The sequence below is a fragment of the Geomicrobium sediminis genome (assembly GCF_016908595.1).
In the GTDB taxonomy this organism is placed as follows: domain Bacteria; phylum Bacillota; class Bacilli; order Bacillales; family Marinococcaceae; genus Geomicrobium_A; species Geomicrobium_A sediminis.
Genome location: NZ_JAFBEC010000023.1, coordinates 1 through 24,198 on the forward strand (window position 1 = coordinate 1; position 24,198 = coordinate 24,198).

General features: G+C 41.9%; 27 protein-coding genes. 20 read left to right on the forward strand and 7 right to left on the reverse strand.

What is annotated here, in order from left to right; translation table 11 throughout:
• Window positions 1–112: 112 nt before the first annotated feature.
• Complete coding sequence (locus tag JOD17_RS20410; RefSeq protein ID WP_204699795.1) at window positions 113–739, reverse strand: YktB family protein; 627 nt, start codon at window positions 737–739, stop codon at window positions 113–115.
• 248 nt (window positions 740–987) lie between these two features.
• On the opposite strand from JOD17_RS20410, the gene JOD17_RS20415 reads away from it, so the two are divergent.
• Both JOD17_RS20415 and JOD17_RS20420 read left to right on the forward strand, forming a co-directional pair.
• A complete protein-coding gene (locus JOD17_RS20415; RefSeq protein ID WP_042359847.1) occupies window positions 988–1,176 on the forward strand; it encodes a hypothetical protein in 189 nt (62 codons plus the stop codon).
• A gap of 110 nt (window positions 1,177–1,286) precedes the next feature.
• Window positions 1,287–2,087 (forward strand): inositol monophosphatase family protein, encoded by an 801-nt coding sequence (locus JOD17_RS20420; protein WP_081831628.1) that lies wholly within the window; start codon window positions 1,287–1,289, stop codon window positions 2,085–2,087.
• A gap of 37 nt (window positions 2,088–2,124) precedes the next feature.
• Here JOD17_RS20420 and JOD17_RS20425 read toward each other — a convergent pair whose 3' ends face one another.
• Complete coding sequence (locus tag JOD17_RS20425) at window positions 2,125–2,304, reverse strand: DUF5325 family protein (protein WP_239575780.1); 180 nt, start codon at window positions 2,302–2,304, stop codon at window positions 2,125–2,127.
• Between the two features lie 150 nt (window positions 2,305–2,454).
• Here JOD17_RS20425 and typA point away from each other — a divergent pair, with 150 nt between their 5' ends.
• Both typA and JOD17_RS20435 read left to right on the forward strand, forming a co-directional pair.
• Complete coding sequence (gene typA / locus JOD17_RS20430) at window positions 2,455–4,287, forward strand: translational GTPase TypA (RefSeq protein WP_204699796.1); 1,833 nt, start codon at window positions 2,455–2,457, stop codon at window positions 4,285–4,287.
• 44 nt (window positions 4,288–4,331) lie between these two features.
• Window positions 4,332–4,652: a YlaH-like family protein gene (locus JOD17_RS20435; RefSeq protein WP_042359899.1), complete on the forward strand. Its 321-nt coding sequence runs from the start codon at window positions 4,332–4,334 to the stop codon at window positions 4,650–4,652.
• A gap of 41 nt (window positions 4,653–4,693) precedes the next feature.
• Here the strand turns inward: JOD17_RS20435 and JOD17_RS20440 are convergent, their stop codons facing one another.
• Window positions 4,694–4,885: a YlaI family protein gene (locus JOD17_RS20440; protein WP_042359845.1), complete on the reverse strand. Its 192-nt coding sequence runs from the start codon at window positions 4,883–4,885 to the stop codon at window positions 4,694–4,696.
• Window positions 4,886–5,028: 143 nt separating this feature from the next.
• On the opposite strand from JOD17_RS20440, the gene JOD17_RS20445 reads away from it, so the two are divergent.
• Entirely contained in the window at window positions 5,029–6,375 is a 1,347-nt protein-coding gene (locus JOD17_RS20445) for a PhoH family protein (RefSeq protein ID WP_042359844.1), read from the forward strand.
• A 13-nt stretch (window positions 6,376–6,388) separates the two neighbouring features.
• Here JOD17_RS20445 and JOD17_RS20450 read toward each other — a convergent pair whose 3' ends face one another.
• Complete coding sequence (locus JOD17_RS20450; protein ID WP_204699797.1) at window positions 6,389–6,850, reverse strand: peptidyl-prolyl cis-trans isomerase; 462 nt, start codon at window positions 6,848–6,850, stop codon at window positions 6,389–6,391.
• Window positions 6,851–6,968: 118 nt separating this feature from the next.
• On the opposite strand from JOD17_RS20450, the gene glsA reads away from it, so the two are divergent.
• From glsA to JOD17_RS20470, 4 genes are all read left to right on the forward strand, one after another.
• Window positions 6,969–7,901 carry a glutaminase A gene (gene glsA / locus JOD17_RS20455; protein ID WP_204699798.1) on the forward strand — a complete coding sequence of 311 codons (933 nt, stop codon included), beginning with the start codon at window positions 6,969–6,971 and terminating at the stop codon, window positions 7,899–7,901.
• A gap of 99 nt (window positions 7,902–8,000) precedes the next feature.
• Window positions 8,001–8,267 (forward strand): Fpa/YlaN family protein, encoded by a 267-nt coding sequence (locus JOD17_RS20460; protein ID WP_204699799.1) that lies wholly within the window; start codon window positions 8,001–8,003, stop codon window positions 8,265–8,267.
• Window positions 8,268–8,416: 149 nt separating this feature from the next.
• Window positions 8,417–11,866, forward strand: coding sequence for a pyruvate carboxylase (pyc, locus tag JOD17_RS20465; protein ID WP_204699800.1), 3,450 nt, complete (start codon window positions 8,417–8,419; stop codon window positions 11,864–11,866).
• 14 nt (window positions 11,867–11,880) lie between these two features.
• Window positions 11,881–13,047 carry a GNAT family N-acetyltransferase gene (locus JOD17_RS20470; protein WP_204699801.1) on the forward strand — a complete coding sequence of 389 codons (1,167 nt, stop codon included), beginning with the start codon at window positions 11,881–11,883 and terminating at the stop codon, window positions 13,045–13,047.
• Between the two features lie 34 nt (window positions 13,048–13,081).
• Here the strand turns inward: JOD17_RS20470 and JOD17_RS20475 are convergent, their stop codons facing one another.
• Window positions 13,082–13,972 (reverse strand): COX15/CtaA family protein, encoded by an 891-nt coding sequence (locus JOD17_RS20475; RefSeq protein WP_204699802.1) that lies wholly within the window; start codon window positions 13,970–13,972, stop codon window positions 13,082–13,084.
• An 831-nt stretch (window positions 13,973–14,803) separates the two neighbouring features.
• Between JOD17_RS20475 and coxB the strand changes: the two genes are divergently transcribed.
• From coxB to JOD17_RS20500, 5 genes are all read left to right on the forward strand, one after another.
• The gene (gene coxB / locus JOD17_RS20480) at window positions 14,804–15,925 is read left to right on the forward strand and encodes a cytochrome c oxidase subunit II (RefSeq protein ID WP_204699803.1); all 1,122 of its coding nucleotides are present in this window, start codon (window positions 14,804–14,806) and stop codon (window positions 15,923–15,925) included.
• 35 nt (window positions 15,926–15,960) lie between these two features.
• Window positions 15,961–17,841 carry a cytochrome c oxidase subunit I gene (gene ctaD, locus JOD17_RS20485; RefSeq protein ID WP_204699804.1) on the forward strand — a complete coding sequence of 627 codons (1,881 nt, stop codon included), beginning with the start codon at window positions 15,961–15,963 and terminating at the stop codon, window positions 17,839–17,841.
• A complete protein-coding gene (locus JOD17_RS20490) occupies window positions 17,834–18,451 on the forward strand; it encodes a cytochrome (ubi)quinol oxidase subunit III (protein WP_042359839.1) in 618 nt (205 codons plus the stop codon). Before ctaD ends, JOD17_RS20490 begins: the two co-directional genes overlap by 8 nt.
• Window positions 18,452–18,457: 6 nt before the next feature.
• Window positions 18,458–18,802 carry a cytochrome C oxidase subunit IV family protein gene (locus JOD17_RS20495; RefSeq protein WP_042359838.1) on the forward strand — a complete coding sequence of 115 codons (345 nt, stop codon included), beginning with the start codon at window positions 18,458–18,460 and terminating at the stop codon, window positions 18,800–18,802.
• A gap of 115 nt (window positions 18,803–18,917) precedes the next feature.
• Window positions 18,918–19,466, forward strand: coding sequence for a DUF420 domain-containing protein (locus JOD17_RS20500; protein WP_239575782.1), 549 nt, complete (start codon window positions 18,918–18,920; stop codon window positions 19,464–19,466).
• An 85-nt stretch (window positions 19,467–19,551) separates the two neighbouring features.
• Here the strand turns inward: JOD17_RS20500 and JOD17_RS20505 are convergent, their stop codons facing one another.
• The gene (locus JOD17_RS20505; protein ID WP_204699805.1) at window positions 19,552–19,905 is read right to left on the reverse strand and encodes a YugN family protein; all 354 of its coding nucleotides are present in this window, start codon (window positions 19,903–19,905) and stop codon (window positions 19,552–19,554) included.
• A gap of 137 nt (window positions 19,906–20,042) precedes the next feature.
• Here JOD17_RS20505 and ylbD point away from each other — a divergent pair, with 137 nt between their 5' ends.
• Genes ylbD through JOD17_RS20525 form a run of 4 tightly spaced genes read left to right on the forward strand, consistent with a single transcriptional unit; the run spans window position 20,043 to window position 21,639 of the window.
• A complete protein-coding gene (gene ylbD / locus JOD17_RS20510; RefSeq protein WP_204699806.1) occupies window positions 20,043–20,507 on the forward strand; it encodes a YlbD family protein in 465 nt (154 codons plus the stop codon).
• Between the two features lie 15 nt (window positions 20,508–20,522).
• Window positions 20,523–20,747, forward strand: coding sequence for a YlbE-like family protein (locus JOD17_RS20515; protein WP_042359835.1), 225 nt, complete (start codon window positions 20,523–20,525; stop codon window positions 20,745–20,747).
• A gap of 49 nt (window positions 20,748–20,796) precedes the next feature.
• Window positions 20,797–21,156 (forward strand): hypothetical protein, encoded by a 360-nt coding sequence (locus tag JOD17_RS20520; RefSeq protein WP_204699807.1) that lies wholly within the window; start codon window positions 20,797–20,799, stop codon window positions 21,154–21,156.
• A gap of 39 nt (window positions 21,157–21,195) precedes the next feature.
• Window positions 21,196–21,639 carry a YlbF/YmcA family competence regulator gene (locus tag JOD17_RS20525; protein WP_081831629.1) on the forward strand — a complete coding sequence of 148 codons (444 nt, stop codon included), beginning with the start codon at window positions 21,196–21,198 and terminating at the stop codon, window positions 21,637–21,639.
• 47 nt (window positions 21,640–21,686) lie between these two features.
• Here the strand turns inward: JOD17_RS20525 and cbpB are convergent, their stop codons facing one another.
• A complete protein-coding gene (cbpB, locus tag JOD17_RS20530) occupies window positions 21,687–22,124 on the reverse strand; it encodes a cyclic-di-AMP-binding protein CbpB (RefSeq protein ID WP_042359833.1) in 438 nt (145 codons plus the stop codon).
• 192 nt (window positions 22,125–22,316) lie between these two features.
• Here cbpB and JOD17_RS20535 point away from each other — a divergent pair, with 192 nt between their 5' ends.
• Together JOD17_RS20535 and JOD17_RS20540 are read left to right on the forward strand one after the other, a co-directional pair.
• Entirely contained in the window at window positions 22,317–22,661 is a 345-nt protein-coding gene (locus JOD17_RS20535) for a hypothetical protein (protein ID WP_204699808.1), read from the forward strand.
• Between the two features lie 37 nt (window positions 22,662–22,698).
• The gene (locus tag JOD17_RS20540; protein ID WP_204699809.1) at window positions 22,699–24,072 is read left to right on the forward strand and encodes an aspartate kinase; all 1,374 of its coding nucleotides are present in this window, start codon (window positions 22,699–22,701) and stop codon (window positions 24,070–24,072) included.
• Window positions 24,073–24,198 lie beyond the last annotated feature (126 nt).

The window sequence follows — 24,198 nt, forward strand, 5'->3', positions numbered from 1 at the left end:
TTATACTTTTCACCAAAAAAATCGTCATTGGAACCAATTCAAAGACCATAAGAGAAAGCCTTGGTTCACAGAACCAAGGCTTTCTCGACAATCTGTGTCTCTTTGTCCTTTTTTAGATGTTTAAGCTATGGCGATACAACGGCAATAACGTTTCGTACGTGGTAATCGCTGTTTCTTTTAGACGTTCATAGTTTTCAACGCGTGCATCACCGCGATTAAGTTGTAAGCCAATTAGGAACTCACCTTTTTTTACGTCTCTAAACCGTTCTATTTTTGCACGTAGTGCTTCTTCATCCAAGTCTTGAAGTTTCTCAGCACTTTTTTTCGTGTGATCTGTAGAAATTGCAAAGTCTCCAGGTAACGATTTAAGTTCTTCGATCTCGTTTAAGAATGCTTGACCAATTTCCGATTTATTCGGTAGTTCATAAATGTACGCGAGCCAGATAAATAAATGATCATCAAAAAGCCCGAGTTGGAAATGTGGGAGCTTTTTATAACCTCGCTTGTTTGGGGCAACAGCGAGCCACGAGTCGTTCGGTGGATTGGTTGTTCTTCTTAAATGCTTAGCAATGTGTAAATGCATGTCTTCACCGGTAAGACGATTTAACTCAGCAGTGAGCTCGTCTCCAATTTCTTTAAACTTAGGCTGAATTTGCTCGCGCAATGCTTCCATACGATTTTCAAGGCCGTCAATTGTAAATACGTCAAAGTCGGAAGGTGTAAATCCTGTTTTCTCCATAATGATCCCCTTTCTATTTATATTGTACTAAGTTGAAGGTGTCTTGTCATACAATGAGTCACAATTCGTGTACGTGCATTTACCTAAAACATCGAATTAGAATGTCATTTGAAAATCGAAGCGCATATGATATAATATCCGAAATCAGAATTTTTAATCATGTGTCGCAGGTGATCGAAAGGCTTGGCCATCCGCCAAGTTCATAGGCGGCCCTAAGTTTTTCGGACAAAAAATGAGGGGTGTATGTAATGGAACAAGTGATTCAAGCGATGAAGAGAAACGACGCTGAGAAACGAATTCCTGTTGTACGTCTAGAGATTGATTATGAATTGGTCACCCTACACGATTATATGGTAGCGAATGATGAAAAGGGAATAGAACAAGTGAAGCTTAAATTGAAGAAACTCACACAGGAACTGTTAAGGCTTGAAGGATAATCATACAGGGAGTTTTTAGCGGGCAGAAGCCCGCTTTTTTTTACTTTCAATGTCATGTAAGCTAAACTAAGTGGAAGAGAAATGGATGGCTGGGAGAAGGAGCGAGTGAATTGGAGACGCAACAAATGAACTGGTCAGCTTTAAAAGACGAGGCGGTATCTTTTGTAAAAACTGCAGCAACCCGCATTGTCGATGTGGAGCGTGAATCCTTACATATAGATACGAAAGAAGATGCAGATGACTTAGTGACAGATAAAGATATTGAAATTCAACGCCTGATGACTGATCAAATTCGAAAGTTCTATCCGACGCATCGTATTGTCGGGGAAGAAGGAGATCATGACGATGTTCATAACGACGACACGATTACGTGGATTATTGATCCAATTGATGGGACGACAAATTTCGTTCATCAGTCGATGAACTATTGCGTATCCGTTGGAATTTATCAACGAGGAATTGGATATGTTGGGATCGTTTATGATGTGAAAAGTGAAGAGTGGTTTACGGCGGTCCGCGGTCTCGGGGCGTACATGAACGGTAAGAGATTACCAAAAAGAGCGTCGGTGCCATTTGAGCAAGCAATTTTAGGTTTTAACGCAAGGTGGCTCGTCGGTAAAGCTGATGAATCATTAAAACAAGGGTTTCAGACGATTGTACGAGACGTGCGTGCAGTACGTTCATATGGATCAGCAGCTCTTGAAAGTGCGTATGTTGCTGCAGGGCGTCTAGACGGCTATATGAGCTTACGTCTATCGCCGTGGGATTTTGCTGCTGCTAAAGTGTTGTTAGAAGAAACCGGCTGTGAATGCGTAAAAGTTGATGGTTCACCAATCTCTATTGAAGACCAGAGTACGTATTTAGCCGCTGTGCCAAACGTTAGCCAAGAGTTTTTGAGTCGATTACAATAATAAAAAGAGCGTTCCGATGTGGAACGCTCTTTAACGTTTAAGAAGCAGTATTACGGGATCGATATTTGGAAGAACCCATAAAGGCAATAACGACCATAACAGTTGCCAAGATGGCAATCAAGAAACTGCGTTCAGCAACAGCGACACCATATGTGGCAATGCCTAATACAGCTAGGGCGGCTAAAAGCAACACGGGCCAATGAATATTCTTCAACATTTTCACCTGCTTTTATTATTCTACTTTTAGTGTAACGGAAATTGTCGTAATTGGAAAGGCACTTTATGAAGTGGAGTTGTCAAGAGAGATGTGCTAAAATAGAAAAGTTGAACAGTATAAGTAACGGATTATAAGGGGAGAAGTCATCTAGTGAACAATAAACATGAATTAAGAAATATAGCGATTATCGCACACGTAGACCATGGAAAAACGACACTTGTAGACGAATTATTAAAGCAATCAGGGACATTTAAAGAGCATGAGCAAGTTGCTGAGCGAGCGATGGACTCGAATGATCTAGAGAAAGAACGAGGTATTACGATTCTCGCAAAAAACACAGCGATTCAATACAATGATACGAAAGTCAACATTCTAGATACACCTGGACACGCCGACTTCGGTGGTGAGGTTGAACGAATCTTGAAGATGGTAGACGGTGTACTTCTCGTCGTTGATGCTTACGAAGGCTGTATGCCACAGACACGCTTCGTATTAAAGAAAGCATTAGCACAAGAATTAACACCTGTAGTTGTTGTAAACAAGATTGACCGTGAGAACGCACGTCCAGACGAAGTTGTAGATGAAGTGCTTGACCTTTTCATCGAGCTCGGAGCGACAGATGAGCAAATTGATTTCCCTGTCGTGTACGCATCAGCGATTCAAGGAATTTCTAAGCGTCCAGAAGATGAAGAGAATAGTGGCATGGAAGTTCTCTTTGACACGATCGTAAAAGAAGTTCCTGCACCGGTTGAAAACAGTGACGAAGGTTTACAATTCCAAGTGACGATGCTTGAGTACAACGATTTCTTAGGTCGTATTGGGGTTGGGCGTATTTTCCAAGGTTCACTGAACAAAGGTGATCGTTGTGTCGTTGTGAAACGTGACGGGAAAGAGCAATCGTTCCGCGTGAGTAAAATGTTCGGTTTCCACGGTTTAGAGAAGGTTGAAATTGAACATGCCTCAGCAGGGGACATTATTGCCATTGCCGGTATTGATGACATTAACGTAGGGGAGACAGTTTGTCATGAAGACAACATCGACCCGCTACCGCTCGTTCGCATTGATGAGCCGACACTACAAATGACGTTCCTTACGAACAACAGTCCGTTTGCAGGACTTGAAGGCAGTCATGTGACGAGCCGTAAATTAGAAGAGCGTCTGTTCCGTCAATTAGAAACAGATGTTAGTTTGAAAGTTGAGCAAACAGAATCACCAGATGCTTGGACGGTTTCAGGTCGTGGTGAATTGCACTTGTCGATTCTCATTGAGAACATGAGACGTGAAGGTTATGAGCTACAAGTATCAAAGCCAGAAGTTATTATTAAAGAAATCGACGGTGTGAAATGTGAGCCGTATGAGCACGTTCAAGTAGACGTTCCAGACCAATATACAGGTTCTGTTATGGAAGCGCTCGGTGCACGTAAAGGCGAGATGCTCAACATGGAGCAACAAGGGGATGGACAAGTTCGTCTTGAGTTTAAGATCCCGTCTAGAGGTCTCGTAGGGTACAGTACAGAATTTATGAGTCAAACAAAAGGCTACGGAATCATTAACCACTCGTTCGATTCGTATCAACCTGCTTTTGACGGTCGCATCGCAGGGCGTCGTGAAGGTGTCTTAATTTCGAATGAAAAAGGAAAAGCAACGACGTACAGCATGACTCAACTTGAAGATCGTGGTGTCATGTTTATTGAACCAGGTACAGAGGTTTACGAAGGAATGATCGTTGGTGAACATAACCGTGACAACGATCTTGCTGTAAACATTACGAAAGAAAAAGCAGCAAACAACATTCGTTCAGCAAACAAAGAACAAACAACAACGTTAAAACGACCTCGTATTCACACACTTGAAGAAGCATTAGAGTATTTAGGTGATGATGAGTACTGTGAATTAACACCTGATTCAATTCGTTTACGTAAGAAGACGTTAAATACGGCGATGCGTGAACGTGAAACGAAACGTAAAAAGAAAACCTCGTAACCTTTGATTAGGAAAAGGAGGAATCGATCGTGGAAGGTCGAGAGATGACTGTAGATGATGTGTCTTTTGCAGCGGGATTATTTAATTTACACGAAAACATTGCCTTAGGGTTTTGGTTGTTATATTTGACAGTCGTAATCCTTTCAATTGTCGTGTTTAACCTTGGGTTTGCAAGGAAACTACCGCTTCTAAAAAACATCGTCGTCTATGCAGCGCTTTTAATAGGCTCATTAATTATTGCGTTTTTTGGCGTGTTTTATCCAGTAGTTGAATCACTCATTGTAGCCGGTCTTATACTCGGGATTTACCGAATCCGACTACGAATGCACAAACGGAGCAAACCGCAAAAAGAACAGACAAATTAAAACGGTACAGGTGAGCGTTCTCACCTGTACCGTTTTTTCTTTTATGGATTGTTTTTATGATGGGGGATGTGATAATTGCCCGTCGCAAGACGCTCTTCTGTTCGTTTAGCAATGCGCTCATAGCAATCTTTACACGTGTACGTATGAATCGGTCGGTTACGTAACTTCTTTGTTTGTGGGTCTTCGTCGTTTAGAGAATCAACGCGATCACATAGTAAGCATTTCGCTCGCACGTTTCGTTCACCTCGTTCAAAAAAGATAAAAATCGTTTTTCATATAGTAATCGTGCAATGAAATTGAAAGACTTGTCAACATTGAAGCTCTCTGTGCATAAAAAAGTAGTAGAGGATCAATGCATGACGGATGGGGACCCTCAATGCCGGGAGGTAATCGATTGAAGAATATTTACGTTCTTGATACCAATGTTCTTTTGCAAGATCCATACGCGCTGTTTTCCTTTAAGCCTCATGATGTTGTCATTCCAGCTGTAGTATTAGAAGAGCTTGATGCGAAAAAAAAGAACATGGATGAACTAGGAAAAAATGCAAGAGAAGTGGCTAGGATTCTTGATAAGTTGAGAGAAGAAGGACCGCTTCATAAAGGTATTAAAGTTGGAAGCGATTGTTTTGTACGAGTGGAATTAAATCATAGCTCATACAAAACCGTTGGCGTGACTCTTCCGGATGTAACGAATGATAATCGTTTAATTGCAGTAGCATTAAATTTAAACGTGGAACAACAAGCGGCTGAGCAAGCAAGAAAAGTCATTGTCGTCTCAAAAGATGCGCTCGTTCGAATTAAATCCGAAGCATTTGGCTTAACTGCGGAAGATTTTCTGTATGATCGTGTTGTCGTGAATGACGAATTGTACAAAGGTTATCGCCGTCTTGAAGTTGATGGAACAGTACTTGAGAGTTTTTATGGAAATCAAACGTTGCCTGTTCACGAATTGAAATGTGGTGAGCTAGAGCCGAATACGTTTTTAGTGTTAAAGAATCGACTGCAACCTTCTGTTTCAGGTTTAGCAAAAGTGAATCACTCTGCAACACATATTGAACCACTCCGCTATGAGCGTGAGCACATTTGGGGAGTGAAGCCGAGAAATGTTCAGCAGAAAATGGCGATTGAATTGTTGCTTGATCCGCAATTGCCACTCGTCACCCTTGCTGGAAAGGCAGGGACAGGCAAGACGTTGCTTTCAATTGCAGCAGGACTTTACCAAGCTGAAGATTTAGGGCGGTACAAAAAGCTACTCGTAGCAAGACCTGTCGTGCCGCTAGGGAAAGATATCGGGTATTTACCAGGGGAGAAAGAAGAAAAGCTTCGCCCATGGATGCAACCGATTTATGATAATTTGGAGTACTTGTTTAATACGAACAAGCCAGAGGAACTCGATCATATTTTAGCTGGCATGGGTGGCATTCAAGTGGAGGCTTTAACGTATATTCGTGGCCGGAGTTTGCCAAATCAATTTATTATTATTGATGAAGCGCAAAACTTAACAAAGCACGAAGCCAAGACCATTCTTACACGTGTCGGAGAAAACAGTAAGGTCGTTCTCGTTGGAGATCCAGAGCAAATTGACCATCCGTATTTGGATGCGTATAACAATGGACTGACGTACGTGATTGAACGCTTTAAAAACGTTTCAATTAGCGGTCATACGGCATTAGAAAAGGGCGAGCGCTCAGCGCTAGCCCAATTAGCAGCAGATCTTCTTTAAGAGATGATCTTCGTTATGCATCAAGTCGAAGCCCGACAACATCAGTGATCGGATTTTCGCGATTGGAACCGTCACCATAATAAATATGAAGAGGACCACTCGTTTTAATGACTTGACCGTTTTCAGAGAATACTGCGATCCATTCTTTCGCAACGTCAATAGGTGCACTGTATTCTTCACCGTTTCGGCGAATTGCAACGAGCGTCTTCGCTTGCTCGGTCGGTTCAGCATTTTCAATAAAAGGTTTAAGAACCATCCCATAGGAGCCTTCAATGAGGGCTTCTTTTTTCGTGCGGATTTGATTCGTTTGCCATCTTCTCGGTCCGAATTCTGGCTCTTCTAGCTTATCTTGTTCTGATTGATCGTTAAAGTGTTGGTCCACATCGAGTTTGCGATTATCAAAGATCCATACCGTTGGGTCGATGGTAATCGTGAATTTACTTTCTCCCGATAGTGTAAGTATGTGTTGATCCATTTGAATCCTCCTCTAATTCCTACATCAATAATCGTAACAGCTTGTCTTCGTTTATGCTACTTTATTATGATGATAATAGAAGAGAAAGGGCAACTTACTAAATAGGAGGCGGTAGTGTATGTTAACTGAGAATTTTGTAAGAGAAATGAAAAAAACAATTGAAGAAGTTCGCCCGCTTTCATCATCTGGGAATGTTGCTGATTACATACCTGCATTGAAAAAAAGCGACCCGTCGATTGTTGCTTGCTCGATCTTTACAAAAGACGGGGCTTGTCATCGCTTTGGTGACGTCGGGACAACGTTTACGATTCAAAGCGTATCAAAAGTATTGACGCTCGCACTAGCGATTGAAGATCATGGGAAAGAGTATGTGTTTGAACGCGTTGGTATGGAACCTACAGGGGATCCGTATTATTCAATGGCAAGGCTTGAGCTAACCGACCAATCAAAGCCACTTAACCCAATGATAAACGCCGGGGCACTGACGATTACATCAATGATTAAAGGCAATACAAAAGAAGAGAAGTTTGAGCGGATTTTGCATTTTATACGTGAACTTGCCGACGATGAAGACATTACGTACAACAAAGACGTTGCGCAAAGTGAATATGACACAACAGACAAAAATCGAGCACTTGCTTATTATTTAAAGGCGAACAACATTCTAGAAGGCGACATTGATGAAGTGATTGATATTTATACGAAACAATGTTCAATTGAGATGAGTTGTTGTCACCTTGCTAGAATCGGCCAAGTGCTCGGAAACAGGGGATATAGTACACTACATGAAAGAGAGCTCGTCTCACCGAGAATTGCTCAGCTCGTTAAGACGTTTATGGTAACGTGTGGCATGTACAACAGCTCAGGTCAATTAGCGATCGAAGCAGGCATTCCCTCAAAAAGTGGTGTGTCAGGTGCAATTTTAGGTACTTTACCTGGCGGCATTGGCATAGGCATCTACAGTCCGGCGTTAGATGAGAAGGGAAATAGCGTCGTAGGGATTGAACTTTTAAAGCGCATTTCACAAAATTACGATCTTAGCATTTTTTAAGCGGTTACTTGTAGGATTCAACTTGCATTTTCTAGCTGTAGCCGATATGATGGTAAGAGAGTTCAAACTGGAGGGATGCATGTGCAGGTGGAGACAGTGATGGACAGCAGAGAGCAGGCCTTCGCCATCCTAAAAGCAGATGCTGAGAAGATCAGGCAATTGATCGAAGTGCAGATGGATAACCTAACGATGCCGCAATGCCCATTGTATGAGGAAGTGCTCGATACACAGATGTATGGTTTGTCTCGTGAGATTGATTTTGCGATTCGATTGAATCTTATTGATGAGACAGCTGGAAAGAACATATTGTCAGAACTAGAACGTAAATTAGCCGCGTTACATGATGCAACTGTCGTGAATAAATAGAGCCATTCTATCTACATAGAATGGCTTTTTTTAGTGTTTTTACGAGTACATTCGACACAATCATGTGCTGATTAGTAGCCGACCTAGAAATGAACGTGATATGATATATATCTAGAACGAGAAATACATATTTGGTGGGAGGAACTTCGATGAGTAAATTAAAAACGATTTCTAAAGTACTCGTTGCAAACCGTGGAGAAATAGCGATTCGTATTTTTAGAGCTTGTACGGAGCTTGACATACGTACTGTTGCGGTGTACTCGAAAGAAGATTCAGGAGCGTTTCACCGTTATAAAGCAGATGAGGCCTACTTAATAGGCGAAGATAAAAAGCCGATTGAGGCTTATTTAGATATTGAAGCGATGATAAAACTCGCGAAGCGAATCGGTGTGGATGCGATTCATCCAGGATATGGATTTCTAGCAGAGAATACAGAATTTGCGAAGCGTTGTGAACAAGAAGGGATTGTATTCATAGGTCCAAAGTCAGAACACTTAGAAATGTTCGGTGACAAAATACGCGCACGGACAGCTGCAATTAACGCAAACATTCCAGTAATTCCAGGGAGTGACGGTGCGGTATTAAGTTTAGACGAAGTGGAAGCGTTTGCGAGCGAACACGGCTATCCGCTTATTATTAAAGCGAGTTTAGGCGGCGGAGGCCGAGGTATGCGGATTGTAAGGGAAGCTAAAGAGTTAAAAGAGTCGTACGATCGTGCCAAATCAGAGGCGCTAAGTGCATTTGGCAACGATGAAGTTTACGTTGAGAAGCTGATTGAAAACCCTAAGCATATCGAAGTTCAAATTCTCGGTGATCATAGTAAGAATGTCTTGCATTTGTATGAGCGTGATTGTTCAGTCCAACGACGTCATCAGAAAGTTGTAGAAATTGCGCCGAGTATTAACTTAGAAGATGAGTTACGTGAACGTATTTGTGAATCAGCGGTGCAACTTGCGAAAAGTGTCAATTATTATAACGCAGGTACGGTCGAGTTTTTAGTAGGCGCTGATGGAGAATTTTATTTTATTGAAGTCAACCCTAGGATTCAAGTGGAACATACGATTACTGAAATGGTTACAGGCGTAGACATCGTTCATGCACAGTTGTACATTGCAGACGGTGCGACGCTTTTCGGCAAAGAACTTGCGTTACCAAAACAAGATCAAGTCACGTTGCACGGTTTTGCGATTCAGTCGCGTGTGACGACAGAAGACCCTGAGAACGGCTTTATGCCAGATACGGGTAGAATTAATGCATACCGTTCAAGTGGTGGATTTGGTGTGCGACTTGACGCTGGTAACGGTTTTCAAGGAGCGGTCATTAGTGCCCATTATGATTCCTTACTCGTAAAAGTTTCTACGTGGGCGACAACGTTTGAAGTTGCTGCGCAGAAAATGCTCCGAAATTTACGAGAGTTTCGAATCAGAGGGATTAAAACGAATATTTCATTTTTAGAAAATGTCGTTACACACCCTTCGTTTTTAAATGGGGAGTACAATACGTCATTTATTGATCAGACACCAGAATTGTTCGTATTTCCTAGAAAGAAAGACCGGGGAACGAAGATGTTGACGTTCATTGGTGAAACGATCGTAAATGGCTACCCAGATTTAGAAAAGCAGAAGAAACCTATTTATTTAGCCCCTCGAATTCCAGAAGTTGATTTAACAAAGACTCCTAAAACGGGGACGAAACAACGTCTTGATGAACTAGGAGCTGAAGGATTTGTTGAGTGGCTAAAAAAAGAAGAGCGTACGTTAATTACAGATACGACGTATAGAGACGCGCACCAGTCACTTTTAGCTACACGTGTACGAACACACGACCTAAAAGCGATTGCTGATCAAACGGCGAGGCTCATGCCTGACTTATTCTCTCTAGAGTTGTGGGGAGGAGCAACGTACGATGTGTCGATGCGCTTCTTGCATGAAGACCCGTGGGAACGACTCGTTACGTTACGTGAAAAAATTCCAAACGTGATGTTCCAAATGTTGTTACGTGGGGCTAATGCGGTCGGTTACAAAAACTATCCTGACAATGTTATCGAAGAGTTTGTGAAGAAATCTGCAGAAGCGGGCATCGATGTGTTCCGTGTGTTTGATTCATTAAACTGGCTAGAAGGAATGAAACCTGCAATAAAAGCCGTTCGAGAGAGCGGTAAACTCGCAGAGGCAGCGATTTGTTATTCAGGAGATTTACTCGAAGGGAAACAAACGAAATACAACTTGGATTATTACTTGAACCTTGCCAAAGAACTTGAGCGTGAAGGCGCACATATTTTGGCGATTAAAGATATGGCAGGTCTTTTGAAACCAGAAGCTGCGTTTGAATTGATCGGAGAACTAAAATCAGCAACTTCGCTGCCAATTCATTTGCATATGCATGATACGAGCGGAAATGGGGTATTTACGTATAGCCGGGCGATCGATGCAGGTGTCGACGTTGTTGATACGGCCATTAGTTCGATGGCAGGCTCAACATCACAACCGAGTATGGAAAGTCTCTATTATGCCCTGAAGGGTACGAATAAAGAACCTCAAATGAATGTGACAGACGTGAAAAGACTCACGGGATACTGGGAAGACGTCCGTCACTATTACAAAGGCTTTGAGAATGGCTTGCTCGCGCCTCATCCTGAGATTTATGAACATGAAATGCCAGGCGGGCAGTATAGTAATTTGCAACAGCAAGCTAAAGCAGTCGGTTTGAAAAACCAATGGGATCACGTGAAAGATATGTATAAGCGAGTCAATGAAATGTTTGGCGATATTGTAAAAGTGACGCCTTCTTCGAAAGTTGTTGGAGACATGGCACTTTACATGGTCAAAAACGAGCTAACAGAAGAAGACATTTTTGAAAAAGGAGAGTCGCTTGATTTTCCAGAATCAGTGATCGAACTTTTCAGAGGTGAAATTGGACAACCTCACGGTGGATTTCCAGAAGAGCTTCAGAAGATCATCTTAAAAAACCGTGAACCACTAAAAGATCGTCCAGGAAAGCATATGGACCCGGTTGATTTTGAACAAGTAGAGAAAGAATTGTTTGAGTCACTAGAGCGTGAAGTCACAGCTCATGACGTATTAAATCATACGATGTATCCGAAAGTATTTGAGGAATTTGAGCAGTTTAGAAACCGCTTTGGTGACGTATCGGTTCTTGATACAGGAACGTTCTTTTACGGGCTTCGTTTAGGTGAAGAGATTGAAGTCGTCATTGAAGAAGGAAAGACATTAATCGTTAAATTGATTTCAGTATCAGAGCCAAACGAAAAAGCAGACCGAATTGTTTATTACGAATTAAATGGTCAACCACGTGAAGTCGTGATTAAAGATCGTAGTATTAAAACGAACGTCAGAGAAAAAGCTAAAGCTGACAAGAAAAACCCAACACATATTGCAGCAACGATGCCAGGGACCATTTTAAACGTGATCGTAAAAGAAGGTGAAGATGTGAAAAAAGGTGATCACCTGATTATTACGGAGGCGATGAAAATGGAGACAACAGTACAAGCTCCAAAGGATGGCAGAATTAAATCGGTTCATATTCGCAACAATGAAGCGATTGAAGCAGGTGATCTACTGCTAGAGTTCGAGAGCTAATGAAGGAGTAGTCAATGGAAATTCGTAGGTTGAATGACAATGAGATAGACCAAGTGATCGAACTTGGTGAATTTGCTTTCCAAGGCAACTTTTCGAAGGAAGATCGAGAAGATATACGCTCTCGTATTGAACCTTTAAACATTTGGGGCGCTTTTGAAGGTGAGCGACTTGCTTCGAAAGTGTCGATGTTACCGATGAATGTATACGTTCAAGGCGTAGCGATGAAAGCCTGTGGGATTACAGGCGTATCGACGTGGCCAGAGCATCGGCGAGGGGGGCTCGTTCGTACATTAATAAAACATGCCCTGACAGATATGGTAGAGAAAGGTCAAACAATTTCTCTACTTGACCCCTTCTCTGTCGGGTATTACAGAAAATTCGGTTGGGAATTGTATTGTGATCACTCGACAGCGGTTTTTACGAGTAAAGAACAGTTTCCTAAACCGCAAAAAACAGGGACTGGTAGTTTTGCCCGAGCGACTAAAGAAGATTGGCTCAGGTTGCAATCGATCTATCAGCAATTAGCGACACGCTACACCGGGATGATTGATCGTGACGAATGGTGGTGGTTAAACCGTAAGTTTAATCATTTCACGAGAAAATTTCGTGCCATCGTATACGTAGATCAACAAGGCGAAGACCAGGGTTATCTTTTTTACAAGATTAAAGACGACAATCTAGTTGTACCGGAGTTTGTTGCATTAAATGAAGAAGCCTATGAGCAGCTGTGGCGATTTATTGCGGACCATGATTCGATGGCAAAGACGATTAAAGTGCGACAATTATCGCAAACACCGTGGCAATTTTATTTGGATAACCCTCAAGTGAAAGAGGAGCGAAAACCATTTTTCATGGCACGTATCGTCGATGCGCAGCGGTTTTTAGAGCAATTCCCATTTCAGTTAGAAGATGGTGAAAGTATAACGTTTGCGATTACGGATGAATTTGCTGAGTGGAACAATGGCAATCATCACGTTGAACGCACACACGTTGAAACACTAACTGATACGCGTCATGATGCAATCACTGTAGATATTCGCACACTCGTGCCGTTGTTGTTTCGTTATATTGATCTTTCAATCCTTAGAGAACGTGGGCAACTATCAATCAGTGATGATACTGCACAGTTGTTAGAGCGGGCAATACCGAAGTATAAGCCGAACTTGTTTGATGCATTCTAAAAAACAAAAAGCCCTCAATTGAGAGGGCTTTTTGTTAATAAGCAGGTCGTCGTACAATAATTGTAGCGATGTAGCAAATCATCGTAAACATAATTGAAACGACGAGTGAGTGAATCAGTGCAAACGTCATGTATTGATCTGGGAAGTAAACAATTAAAATCCCGGCAGTAGCTTGAATGAGAACGAGAGCAACGACTGTCCACGCACTAATCGATAATGTTTTACTTTCGCTCTTAAACTTCATCGCTTTGATCGCTAAAATTACGAGTAGAACGACGAGTAAGATTGCCGCAGAGCGGTGAATGATTTGAACGAGTGCCTGAAAATTAATCGACGATGAAAGTGGATCGCAATTAGGGAAGCTCGTACAACCGTAAGTTGAGCCGGTATGTTTTACGTAAGCACCAGTGTAAATGACCGCATAGGCGTAAACGAGTACACCAAATACGTAATTTCTAAAGCCTTTCGTGACTCGAGGCTGTGGTCGGTTGTCGTTTTCAAATGATAGAATCGTTAAGATGACAACAGTTGCTAGAGAAATGGCTGAAATACCAAAGTGTAGTGCAAGGACGATATTCGAATGACCAAACACAACAGCAGCTGCACCCATCATCCCTTGGAAAACAATGAATAAGACGGCCATTAGCGCCCAGAACTTCGTTTCCTGAGTGTGACGTAACTTTCGCCACGACCAAATTGCCAAGATAATAACGAGCAACCCGACAATTCCTGAAACGAGACGGTGGCTATATTCGACAATTGTTGCAAATACCATGTTGCTTGGGAGAACTTCTCCAAAACATAATGGCCACGTTTCTCCGCAGCCGTCACCAGAATCGGTTTTCGTGACAATTGCACCTTGTAAAAGTACAATAATCATACCGATTGAAGTTAGAATCCCAAAAAACTTCAAACCTCTGTTCAAGATGATCACCTTTTCATAAGTAGGGTAAAACCTGTTGACAAAACAAATAGAGTATGATTACGTAAAATAGACTATTACGAGCGACATGTTTCGACACGTAAAGAACCACTCATGTAAATAGTAAAGAACTTTATCATCAGAAGTCAATTTACGTTCAGTGAACATTTCGTGGCAATTCATGTGAAATATTCATCAGATTGGTGATACTTGATGAAACCATTTTAATTTTAGGCTATAATAGCATTAAAATGATAACCTCTACGCTCTATCTGACTTTTGTAGTAGACTGTAGTAGGTTTGATTGGTCCAAGTGAATTTACTTGATTGCCATTCTTACGATTTAAAGGGGGTGACACGGTTAGCGATAAACGGGGCTTTGCCGCTCTTGGTTGAGGAGTACTCGCTATGACGCTTCGCGTTCACAGATGGTGTGATCAAGTAGTTACATAATAATGATTGTACCGTTTTTGTCCGACAGAGAATGAATACGACTACTACCGTTTGTCAGTAACATCAACTTGTTTACAGTTGGTGTGACCGTATAGCGCTCACTTTAGATGTGTAAGTTGTACGTTTCCTCAGTATATTCAACCGGCAATTGTAATTCGTTTTTGGACCACGCTCGTCACTGTAAGACGGGCTAAAACATGCTGTATGTACTTGGATACCCCTTCGGATTACTTCGTATAACAATAAGCGTTCCTAGTGTTCGTTTTATTTATACGGAGGATTAAGTCTGATGTGAATTCGATCATGTTTTTACATGAATTTACGAGTCAACGGTTACACTTGTATTATCAGCAACAGAAAGAAAGTGGGGTTTAATCACTCATGAATGGTTTGAGAAGACTTTTCAAGTTTGCGCCGTTTATGGCAGTCTTCCTTTTCTTGGCAGGCTGTGGTGAGCGAAGATTGACGGCTTTAGACCCGATGGGTCCTCAGTCGCAATGGATTTATGACAACATGATTTTAAGTCTTTACGTCATGGCGATCGTTATTATTGTCGTCTTCGTACTGTTCTTTATTGTAGTTGTTCGTTTCCGTCATAAAGAAGGAGACAATGAATACCCTGAACAAGTTCACGGAAGTACAAAGCTAGAAGTGGCTTGGACAGTTATTCCGCTATTTTTATTAGCTATTTTAGCTGTACCTACAGTAACTGGACAATTTTACTTATCAAACACTGGACTTGAAGCTCAAGAAGCTGAAAACGAAGAAGAGGTTGATGAAGAAGAATTGGACGCTGAAAGTGCTGAAGAGCTCGGCGACGATGTCATGAAGATTACAGCGACTGGACATCAGTTCTGGTGGCAGTTTGATTATGACTTTGGTGATGACTCATTTACAGCAGGTAACGAAGTATACGTACCTGTTGACACGAAAGTTGCATTCGTTCTAGAAGCAGAAGACGTTATGCACTCATTCTGGGTACCTGCACTTGCAGGTAAAGTCGATAACATTCCTGGAATTGAGAACTACATGTGGCTTGAAGCAAGTGAGCCAGGTGTATACAAAGGAAAATGTGCAGAGCTTTGTGGTCCGTCACACGCGCTAATGGACTTCAGACTCATTGCTCTTGAGCAAGATGAGTTCGATGAGTGGGCAACTGCAATGCAAGAAGAAGAAGAAGCTCCAACTGAATCACTTGCAAACGAAGGTCGTGAAATCTTTGAAGAGCAAAGCTGCTTGAACTGTCACGCAGTAGATGGAGATGGAGGCGCAATGGGTCCATCACTTGCGAACTTTGGAGATCGAGAGACAATCGCGAACTATCTTGACGTGACTGATGAGAACTTGAAAGCTTGGATTCAAGATCCTCAATCATTAAAGCAAGGGAATGAAATGCCTGCTTATCCAGATTTAAGCGATGAAGAGCTTGACGCCCTTGTAGCTTATTTAAATCAGTTAGAGAAGTTAGACCCTGAAACGAAAGAAGGGCTTGAGCGAGACTAATCGCTTAAGGGTATGCATAAAGGAGGCTAATCCACGTGGTAAGAGAGGCTACAAACACGCTCCAAAAGAGTGTGCTTTGGGATTGGTTGACGACTGTCGACCATAAAAAGCTGGCCGTCTTATATCTCATCTCGGGTACGTTGTTCTTCTTAAAAGCCGGCCTAATGGCAGTCTTTATGAGAATTCAATTGATGTTCCCGATGAATGACTTTTTAAGTGGTCAGACATTTAATGAATTTATTACGATGCATGGTACGATCATGCTATTCTTAGCAGCAACACCACTATTATTCGCGTTTATGAACTACATCGTGCCACTGCAAATCGGTGCACGAGACGTAGCATTTCCGTTCGTAAACGCTCTCGGTTTCTGGTTGTTCTTCTTCGGGGGACTACTCGTTAGTTTGAGTTGGTTCTTCGGAGGAGCACCAGATGCTGGTTGGACGTCGTACGTTCCGCTCGCAAGCCGTGATTACGGTGGACTTGGAATTGACTTCTACGTACTTGGTTTACAAGTGTCCGGTATTGGTACACTCGTATCGGGGATTAACTTTATCGTAACGATCATCAACATGCGTGCACCTGGTATGACGATGATGCGTATGCCACTTTTCTGTTGGACGACGCTCGTTACATCAATTTTAATCGTATTTGCATTTACACCACTTGCAGCTGGTCTTGCACTTCTTATGTTAGACCGTATGTTTGATGGTATGTTCTTTATCCCTGGTGAGGGTGGTAATGTTGTCATTTGGCAACACATCTTCTGGATCTTCGGACACCCGGAAGTATACATTCTCGTATTACCAGCGTTCGGTATGATTTCTGAAATTATCCCGACATTCTCTAAGAAACGTCTTTTCGGTTATACTGCAATGGTCTTTGCAACACTAATCATCGGTTTCCTCGGTTTCATGGTATGGATGCACCACATGTTTACCGTCGGAATTGGTCCGATTGCAAACTCTGTGTTTGCGATTGCTACGATGATTATCGGTATACCTACCGGTATTAAGATCTTTAACTGGCTCTTTACGATGTGGGGCGGTAAGCTCACATTTAATACGGCAATGCTTTGTGCATCGTCATTCGTACCGACGTTTGTACTCGGTGGTGTAACAGGGGTTATGCTTGCAATGGCACCAGTTGACCACTTGTACCACGATACGTATTTCGTTGTTGCCCACTTCCACTACATCATATTAGGTGGTATCGTTCTTGGACTCATCGGTGCAACATTCTACTGGTATCCGAAGATGTTCGGTCATAAGCTTAATGAAACATTAGGTAAAATTATGTTCTGGATGTTCTATGTTGGTTTCCATTTAACATTCTTCGTTCAACACATTCTTGGACTGATCGGTATGCCACGTCGTGTGTATACATACCTTGAAGACCAAGGGATGGACACGATGAACATGATCTCTACGATTGGTGCATTTGTCATGAGTGCGGCAATTATCTTGCTTGTGATTAACATTGTGTACTCTGCAATGAAGTCACCACGCGAAGGTGGAGATCCTTGGGATGGTCGTACACTTGAGTGGGCGACACCAACACCAGTACCTGAATACAACTTTGCTCAAACACCACAAGTTCGTTCTCTTGATCCATTATTCTATGAAAAGATTCATGGTGACGGAACGATGAAACCAGCAGAGCCAATTGGTGATATTCATATGCCAAACGGTTCAATCTATCCGTTTACGATTAGTCTTGGGCTATTCATCGCAGGATTTGGTTTCATTATGTTAAACATGGAAAATGCGATTATTAGCCCTTGGATTGTAATTGCTGTCGGTGGAATTATTACATTCGGCTCAATGGCCTTGCATTCTGTGAAAGAAGACCACGGTTATCATATTTCGAAAGAAACCGTTGAGCAGATGGAGAAAGAGGTGGGAACGAATGGCTGAAACAACTGATTTATCCAAAGGACTTCCTTCCCACCCGGAAAAGGCAACCTTAGAAGGCAAGAACAAGTTTCTTGGCTTCTGGGTGTTCCTTGCCGGTGAAACAACGATGTTTGCCACGTTCTTTGGAACGTACTTAGGTTTACGTAATGGAACAGGATCTGGTCCGGAAGCGGCGGATATTTTCTCACTGCCACTCGTCTTTATTATGACGATGATTCTTCTTACAAGCTCGTTGACGAGTGTGTTCGCAATGTTTGCGATGAAGAAAAATCAATTTAAGAAGATGAAGATTTGGATGTGGGTAACGGTTGCTCTCGGTACTGCATTCTTAGGTTTTGAAATCTATGAGTTTGTGGAATATGTACATTATGGACTTGGATTTACGACGAGTGCATTTGCATCATCTTTCTACGCACTAGTAGGTTTGCACGGGGCCCACGTATTGTTCGGTTTATGTTGGATTAGTTTGTTATTAATCCGTTACAACAAATCGGGCATTACGCTTACGAATGCTCCAAAGTTTTACGTAGCTAGTCTTTACTGGCACTTTATCGACGTCGTGTGGATTTTCATCTTCACGGTTGTCTACCTAATGGGAATCGGAGGTTGATCATAAATGGGTGAAAATTTATCTCAACCGTTTGAGAAAAGCTCAATGACTCCTGAAGAAATTAGAAAGATTAATCGGGAGCAACGAATTCAAACGATTGCATTTGGTTTTATGATCGCAATCACACTACTTGCATTTATTGCTGTTGGTGCTGATGTCGTTCCAGGATCATTTGCGATTCCGTTTATTCTAGGTTTAGCAGGGATCCAGTTGTTTTTACAACTCTACTATTTCATGCACTTAAAGGATAAAGACCACGGTTGGCCGAATACGTTTATTGTGTCCGGAATCGTACTCGTTATTCCTACGATTGTTGCGTTAATGCTTCTTATCGGTGTGACGAAATATTAAGTGACAAGAAAGAGCGGCCGAATTCGGTCGCTCTTTTGTCATATAATCGTCAAGGAGACGTTTTGAGTGTGAGTAGTCGTTGCAGTATAATGAAAACGACAGGAGGTTTTTTTCTTTGGGAAACGCAGATTATGTACCAAAAACGAACAAAAATTACACGTGGATTGTCGTCACGCTAACCATCGTTATTAATGGTTTAATCGCTCTATTATTTTTTATGGACGGGCTAGGCGCGGATGCGTCGTTTGATGTGACGATCTTACCGATGATGAATGCGATCTATAACAGCTTTACGACGGTGTTCTTACTTGCGGCACTCTTTGCAATTATAAAGCGCAACGTAAAAGTACATCGCCGGTTTATTTATGCAGCGTTAACGACAACAACGCTATTCCTCGTAACGTATGTGGCACACCATTTACTTGCAGACTCTACACCTTACGGTGGAGAAGGAATTATGGCGGGCATTTATTACTTTATTCTACTTACACACATTCCACTTGCGGCCATTATCGTACCGCTCGTACTGTTTTCAGTCATCTGGGGTATGACAAATCAAGTAACGAAACACAAGAAAATTGTTCGTTGGACGATGCCACTTTGGCTTTATGTGAGTATTACAGGTGTACTAATCTACATTATGATCTCACCTTATTACGGCTAATGACAAAAAAGCGAGTACGCTATTCATGCGTACTCGCTTTTTTCGTAAAAAGAAAAACAGCTGAGTATACAGCTGTCTTAACGGTTTAGAAGTCTTTTAATCCTTCTTCAATGCCTTGAAGTTTAGACTTCACTTTTGATACGATTTTGTCTGGGAATTCTTCATCGTATTCGACACCGTGTGGGTAATAATGTCTACCGAGCATCGGCGTCATTAATTTAACGACCGTATCTTCCCCTGGAATATCTCCGTCGATTGCGTAGGCAGGTACTCGTAAGAAGTACGTTGCACCTTCGCGTTCGTCCTTCATTTCATAATCAAAGGTAACACGTTCGTAATCCCATTGTTCTGCGTGGATAAATCCGTGCTTGTCCATGACTGGAAGCAAGTTTCCAAATTTCAATTCTTTGTCTGGAAAGTTGAAGTCTGTTATTTTCATCCCGTTCCCTCCTAAAAGGCTCAATCCATTCTTTATTTTATAGAAAAACGCTTAAATATGCAATTGCTAGCATAAGGAATTTTGATGAACATAGACAAGAGTGGATGCGTAATGTAAAAGCAAAAGGAGGGGGTATCATGCCAGATGAGCACATGGACCCTTCGGTGATTGATTTTAAGGCATTTGTCAAAAATCATCCAGGGTTAATTCAGGAAGTCCGTGAAGGACGCCGTTCATGGAATGGGTTATATCAAGATTGGAGTATTTTAGGATCAGACGATCAAGGTTGGCAAGCATTTGCACGTACAACAGCAGCTCCAACTGAACAAGTGGGAGTAGGTGGCAATCAAAAACAAGAAGCTACCAGTGCAGAAGGAAGAGGAGCTGCGAGCAATTTACAAGGGTTACTTGATAACAATCCAACCGTTGCCTCTGTCGTCTCCAAGCTCGGACAAATGAACGTAAACGAGCTTCAAGGTTATTTAGGTCAATTTAGTGGTGTGATGAACAACGTGCAACAACTAATGGGGCAGTTCCAAAATACAGGAGCTCCAGTTCGTAGTAGCACGAGGGATAATCCGTTTTCCTTTAGAGGGTTTTAAAAGGCGGTTGATACGATGAGAAGTGACGTAATGGAATACATTCGGAGTCGTCCAGATCTTAAGCGCTATTTACGTGCAGAACCGACATGGTACCGCAAACTCGCACGGCATCCTGAACAGCTTGTTGACATGGAGAAAGAAGCGAAAGTATTCAACGGTCAAACGTGGCCCCAACGAGTAGCTAAAGTAAACCAAGGACTTGGGATGACAATGAGTTTGTTAAGCATGTTCCGTAGGTAGCATAGTTTTAGACCTTCTTTGGCATAATAAGACAAAGGAGGTCGTTTTTATGTCCGTATGGATGATTATGCTACTCATGTCACCTTTCGTGCAAAGCGATATAACGATTGAACCGTTGCCAGCCATTCAAGAAGTGTCTACTGAGAATACTGAAACAAAAATACAAACGCACCAAATTGGGAGTACGATCTATGTTGAAACGTATGTTCCAGAAGTGACGTTTAATCGTCATGATGAGGAACGACCAAAAGGCTATTTCATCGTCACTCTTGATGGGGAAAAAGAAAAAGTCGAGCAAGCCGCGTTTATGCTTAAGGACGTTCCGAATGGGAAGCACCAATTAATCATCGAACTCTATGATGAAAAAGGTTCGTTACTACATGAATATGAGGAAACCATACAATTGTAACTCTACGCATGTTATACTGGGGTTTGGAGGTGTTTTACAGTGCAAAGTGTCGTATCAACACCTGTTGACCTGTTGGATGTTTCCGAAGAACTTTCTTTTATGATCACTCGTAGTGATGTGTACACTACTTATCTCGATACAAAAAGAGAAATGAACGAAGATGCTTACGCAACGTCTTGTATCGTAGCCTTTAATGATGAAAAGGTGCGTTTTGAAGAAGTTCAACGGTTTGGTAAATACCATCCAGATTATCATACAGTAACGAAAGCTATGCGACTTGCAAAGCGCGAAATGGACATGTGTGAAACAGTCGCTGCATTTCGGAAAGCAGAACGGGACTTAGAGAAGTTGTTATCTTCGATTGGTGAGCTACTGGCAAGCTCAGTGTCGCCGTTTATTAAAGTTCCTTCTTCAAATCCTTACTTTGACTCTTCGTCTTGTAGTGGGGGATGTGGATCAGGTGGGAGCTGTAGCTGTAGTTGATTCCATAAAAAAGCTATTAAGAACGGTTGATTCTTAATAGCTTTTCTCTATTGCAAATATCTGTGAACCAAGGCGAGAATTGAACGTCTCGTTAAAATTCCGACGAAGGCATCGTCATCGTCAACAATACATATGAACGGATGATTAATTGACGTCGTTAATGCTTTTTGGAATGTAGCGTCCGTGCGTAATCGTGGGATGTTTTTGTTCATTGCCGTCTCCACAGTAATATCATGAAGGCGCTCCATCTCCAATTGCTCTAAACCGAGAATAGAGTCTAAGATTTCTGTTTTACTAATCTGACCTTTTACTCGGTAGTCACGATCAAGTACAGGTACGGCTGTATATCCCGATTTAATGAGAACAAGTAATGCATGATCAAGTCGGTTCTCTAGTTGAACGTGTGCAACTTTTTCGTGAGAGACGATTAGATCATTAATTTCTTTCGTCATCAGTTGACGATTTTTCAAAACGTTGAGCGTCATAGCATCAGATCCCCTTACGAATGAAGAAAAATGAATACATTACTTTTACAATCTTATGTATTATCGTAGAAGTTCCTTGAAAAATTGTCAAGAAATGAACGACGGTTCACGGTCTCAATAAAGGATATTCCTAGATTCTAATTAAGAATCTAAGTATAATAAAAGAAGATTTAGGAACGAAAGGGATTGTATATGAAACGCAAGGATAAAAAAATTGTCATTACGCTATTATCTGTTGTTGCAATTCTTATCATCGGTGGAATGTTTGTGCCGATCAGCGTGAGTGCCCCGAGTGATACTCGCACCATCATTGATCATACGACACAAACGTATGCTGCTCCTTCGTGTTTTGATGAAGCAGAAATGACAAACTTCCTTCAAGAGACGACGTTTGGCCATGCCAAATCGTTGGATTATGATGCAGAGTCTTCATGCTCCACTGATTTTTACACTCAATCAGACGTCCCCATCTTTTTCGCGATGCTGCAATTATTTGGACTAGGAGAACAACAATGGTCGGAAGAAGACCGTCTATAGCTATGAATGTACACCAAGAAAAAGGGAGAGAGAGTAAATGAAAGTTGTAAAATTTGGAGGAACATCAGTGGCGAGTGGGCCACAAATTGAAAAGCTTACGAATATCGTACAAGAAGATGCTGAACGAAGAATTATTGTCGTTTCAGCACCGGGAAAACGAACGAAAGACGATATTAAAGTAACCGACATGCTGATTGACTTAGGTGAGAAGTGTATTAAAGGCCAATCAACAGACGATGCGCTTGCAGCAGTGATTGAACGCTACCAATCGATTGCAAAAGAGCTCGCATTGCCGAGTGAAGCGATTGAAGAAGTAGAACAAGACCTTCACGCTCGCCTTGGTTTTTATAGCAAAGCGGACAATGATGATCAATTTATGGATCAAATGAAAGCCGCAGGCGAGGACAATAATGCGAAACTAATCGCAGCTCACTTTTCGAATGTAGGCATTGATGCAGTTTATATGAATCCGAAAGTAGCTGGACTTCTCGTTGAAGGCGAACCAGGGGACGCTAGTGTGATTCCAGAAGCTTACGAACAATTAAAAGCATTACGTGATGAAGAGCGCGTAATCGTATTCCCAGGCTTTTTCGGGTATACCGAAGAAGGAATTTTAACGACGTTCCCAAGAGGCGGTTCAGACATTACAGGTGCCATTGTAGCTGCTGGTGTAAAGGCCTCTCTCTATGAGAATTTCACAGATGTTGATTCGGTTTATGTTGCAAATCCAAACGTCATTGAAAATCCAGAAGAGATCCACCATATGACGTATCGCGAAATGCGTGAGCTTTCGTATGCTGGTTTTTCAGTTTTTCATGATGTTGCGTTAATTCCAGCATTTCAACATGATGTTCCAGTAAGCATTAAGAATACGAATAACCCATCAAGTGAAGGGACATTAATTACCGCTCGTCGTAAAGAAGAGAATACGTACTTCCCTGTAACAGGCATCGCTGCTGATAAAGGGTTTAGCATTATTTATGTTCGAAAGTATTTAATGAACCGCGAGATTGGGTTTGGACGTAGACTTCTAGAAATGGTTGAAGAAGAAGGACTTTCATACGAGCATTTGCCTTCTGGAATTGACGATACTTCAGTCATTCTAAGAACGTCGCAATTCTCGATTGATAGCGAGAATCGTCTTATTACACGAATCCAAAACGAACTTGGTGTGGATGATTGTTACATTGAGCATGGATTTGCGATGGTGATGGTCGTGGGAGAAGGCATGCACGAGACCGTCGGTCTTGCATCAAGAGCAACTCAAGCAATATCAGGTGCAGGTGTTAACTTAGAAATGATCAATCAAGGTTCTTCAGAAGTATCGCTTACGTTTGGAGTAAAAGAACGTGAAGCCGATGATGCACTTCAAGCATTATACAAAGAGTTCTTCGCTAAAGTAACCCAATAATAAAAAACTCGGATCCTACTTTGGATCCGAGTTTCAGATTGTCGAGAAAGCCTTGGTTCTGTGAACCAAGGCTTTCTCTTATGGTCTTTGAATTGGTTCCAATGACGATTTTTTTGGTGAAAAGTA

Excerpts from the sequence above, each read along its gene's own strand:
- JOD17_RS20410 (WP_204699795.1), bottom strand. The coding sequence starts at position 739 with ATGGAGAAAACAGGATTTACACCTTCCGACTTTGACGTATTTACAATT.
- JOD17_RS20415 (WP_042359847.1), top strand. The coding sequence starts at position 988 with ATGGAACAAGTGATTCAAGCGATGAAGAGAAACGACGCTGAGAAACGA.
- JOD17_RS20425 (WP_239575780.1), bottom strand. The coding sequence starts at position 2,304 with ATGTTGAAGAATATTCATTGGCCCGTGTTGCTTTTAGCCGCCCTAGCT.
- JOD17_RS20435 (WP_042359899.1), top strand. The coding sequence starts at position 4,332 with ATGACTGTAGATGATGTGTCTTTTGCAGCGGGATTATTTAATTTACAC.
- JOD17_RS20445 (WP_042359844.1), top strand. The coding sequence starts at position 5,029 with ATGCCGGGAGGTAATCGATTGAAGAATATTTACGTTCTTGATACCAAT.
- JOD17_RS20450 (WP_204699797.1), bottom strand. The coding sequence starts at position 6,850 with ATGGATCAACACATACTTACACTATCGGGAGAAAGTAAATTCACGATT.
- glsA (WP_204699798.1), top strand. The coding sequence starts at position 6,969 with ATGTTAACTGAGAATTTTGTAAGAGAAATGAAAAAAACAATTGAAGAA.
- JOD17_RS20460 (WP_204699799.1), top strand. The coding sequence starts at position 8,001 with ATGGACAGCAGAGAGCAGGCCTTCGCCATCCTAAAAGCAGATGCTGAG.
- pyc (WP_204699800.1), top strand. The coding sequence starts at position 8,417 with ATGAGTAAATTAAAAACGATTTCTAAAGTACTCGTTGCAAACCGTGGA.
- JOD17_RS20470 (WP_204699801.1), top strand. The coding sequence starts at position 11,881 with ATGGAAATTCGTAGGTTGAATGACAATGAGATAGACCAAGTGATCGAA.
- coxB (WP_204699803.1), top strand. The coding sequence starts at position 14,804 with ATGAATGGTTTGAGAAGACTTTTCAAGTTTGCGCCGTTTATGGCAGTC.
- JOD17_RS20490 (WP_042359839.1), top strand. The coding sequence starts at position 17,834 with ATGGCTGAAACAACTGATTTATCCAAAGGACTTCCTTCCCACCCGGAA.
- JOD17_RS20495 (WP_042359838.1), top strand. The coding sequence starts at position 18,458 with ATGGGTGAAAATTTATCTCAACCGTTTGAGAAAAGCTCAATGACTCCT.
- JOD17_RS20505 (WP_204699805.1), bottom strand. The coding sequence starts at position 19,905 with ATGAAAATAACAGACTTCAACTTTCCAGACAAAGAATTGAAATTTGGA.
- ylbD (WP_204699806.1), top strand. The coding sequence starts at position 20,043 with ATGCCAGATGAGCACATGGACCCTTCGGTGATTGATTTTAAGGCATTT.
- JOD17_RS20515 (WP_042359835.1), top strand. The coding sequence starts at position 20,523 with ATGAGAAGTGACGTAATGGAATACATTCGGAGTCGTCCAGATCTTAAG.
- JOD17_RS20520 (WP_204699807.1), top strand. The coding sequence starts at position 20,797 with ATGTCCGTATGGATGATTATGCTACTCATGTCACCTTTCGTGCAAAGC.
- cbpB (WP_042359833.1), bottom strand. The coding sequence starts at position 22,124 with ATGACGCTCAACGTTTTGAAAAATCGTCAACTGATGACGAAAGAAATT.
- JOD17_RS20535 (WP_204699808.1), top strand. The coding sequence starts at position 22,317 with ATGAAACGCAAGGATAAAAAAATTGTCATTACGCTATTATCTGTTGTT.
- JOD17_RS20540 (WP_204699809.1), top strand. The coding sequence starts at position 22,699 with ATGAAAGTTGTAAAATTTGGAGGAACATCAGTGGCGAGTGGGCCACAA.